This window comes from Mesorhizobium sp. M7A.F.Ca.MR.176.00.0.0 (genome assembly GCF_004023165.1).
GTDB lineage: Bacteria > Pseudomonadota > Alphaproteobacteria > Rhizobiales > Rhizobiaceae > Mesorhizobium.
The window spans coordinates 1-1,789 of the sequence record NZ_RZTC01000268.1; the positions used below are offsets into that span (position 1 = coordinate 1).

Genomic DNA, 1,789 nt, shown 5'->3' on the forward strand with positions numbered 1-1,789 from the left:
CTGTCATGATCGCGCGGGTCTCCCTGGCGGCCCCACAAACTATTATGTGTTGGCGTAACGCTTTGAGGTTGAATGCCCGATGCGAAGGTGGCTCAGGCGGTGCGGCCGGCTGAACGTATTTTCCGGGCGCGGCAAACCGAAATGGTCCCTCAGCGTAGCCCCGTCATAGTCGTGCCGGAAAAGTCCGCGCTTGCGCAAGAGCGGCACCACTTCCTCGGCGAATATGTCGAACCCGCCCTGCAGATACGGCGGCATGATATTGAAGCCGTCCGCGGCGCCATTGTCGAACCATTCCTGGATCTTGTCGGTGATCTGTTCGGGCGTCCCGGCCTGGACCCAATGGCCGCGCGCCCCGGCGAGGCGGTGGAGCAACTGGCGGATGGTTGGATTCTCGCGCTCGATGATGTCGAGTACGACGTGGAAGCGGCTGCTCGCACCACGCTCGCCCTCGATGCGGATAAGCTCGCGCGGAAATGGCCCGTCCAGATCGTAGCTGGAAAGGTCGGCGTCTACGATGCGGCGTAGCTGGTGAAGAGAATATTCCGGCTGCGTCAGCTCGTTGAACTCGTCATGCAGCGCGCGGGCTTCCGCCTCGGTGGAACCGATGAAGGGGCTGATGCCGGGCAAGACCTTGACGTGGTCAGGGTTGCGGCCAACCGACTTCACGCGCGCTTTGATGTCGGCATAAAATTCCTGCGCGTTGCCGAGTGTCTGATGTGCTGTAAATATCGCCTCGGCATAGCGGCTTGCGAATGACCGTCCGTCTTGCGACGAACCTGCCTGGACGTAGACCGGACGGCCCTGCGGAGAACGCGGAAGCGTGAGCGGTCCCTTCACACGATGATATTTTCCGATGTGGTTGATTGGATGGATCTTGTCGGTGTCGGCAAATATACCGGACTGCCGGTCCGCGATTAGCGCGGCGTCCTCCCAGCTGTCCCAGAGCTTAGTCACCACATCAACAAATTCGCTTGCGCGCTCGTAACGGTCGGCGTGGGTTGGATGTCGGTCAAAGCCGAAATTCAACGCTGCGGACGCATCGCCCGTCGTGACAATATTCCAACCGGCACGCCCGCCGCTTAGATGATCAACAGAAGCAAACAGCCGGGCCAGGTTGTAGGGTTCGTTGTAGGTGGTCGAGGCGGTGGCGATGAAGCCGATGCGTTCCGTCACAGCAGCGAGAGCCGAAATCCATGTCAGCGGCTCCAGTCTGAAGCGGCTTGCGTAGCGAATGTTGTCGGCAAGCGCGGGCCCATCGGCAAAGAACAGCGCGTCGAATTTGCTCGCCTCGGCCTTTTTCGCCAGTTCCTGATAATAGGCGATATCCAGCACTCTCTCAGGGGCGGAATCCTTGTAGCGCCAGCCGGCTTCATGATGGCCGCCAGGATAGATGAAAAGGTTGAGGTTCAACTGTCGTTTTTCGGCGGGCATAGTTCGTCCTCCTGGGTGGTGATGCTGAGCGACAGGTCTTGGGGGGCCGTTCAGACGGGCAACACAGGCTTTGTCTCGACGCCGAGATGACGCAGAAGTTGGGAGCGGATCTCGCCGAACCGGCGATCGCCGTGATCGCGTGGCGTGGGGATATCGATCGCGATGTCGGCGGCGATCCCGCCATTGTCGAGCACCAAAACCCGGTCCGCCAGCGTTACGGCTTCGTCCACATCATGGGTAACCAGCAGCACGGCCGGCTGGTGACGGGCGCAGAGCTGGCGCAGCAGATCGTGCATGCGCAGGCGGGTCAGCGCGTCGAGCGCGCCGAACGGCTCGTCCGCTAGCAGCAGCTCAGGAT

General features: G+C 61.1%; 1 protein-coding gene and 1 pseudogene. Both read right to left on the bottom strand.

Annotation, left to right across the window (positions count from 1 at the left end; genetic code table 11):
• Positions 1 to 42 precede the first annotated feature (42 nt).
• The gene (locus EOB59_RS34665) at positions 43 to 1,431 is read right to left on the bottom strand and encodes an LLM class flavin-dependent oxidoreductase (RefSeq protein ID WP_095482957.1); all 1,389 of its coding nucleotides are present in this window, start codon (positions 1,429 to 1,431) and stop codon (positions 43 to 45) included.
• Positions 1,432 to 1,481: 50 nt separating this feature from the next.
• A pseudogene (locus EOB59_RS34670) lies at positions 1,482 to 1,789 on the bottom strand (sulfonate ABC transporter ATP-binding protein); the annotation flags it as partial.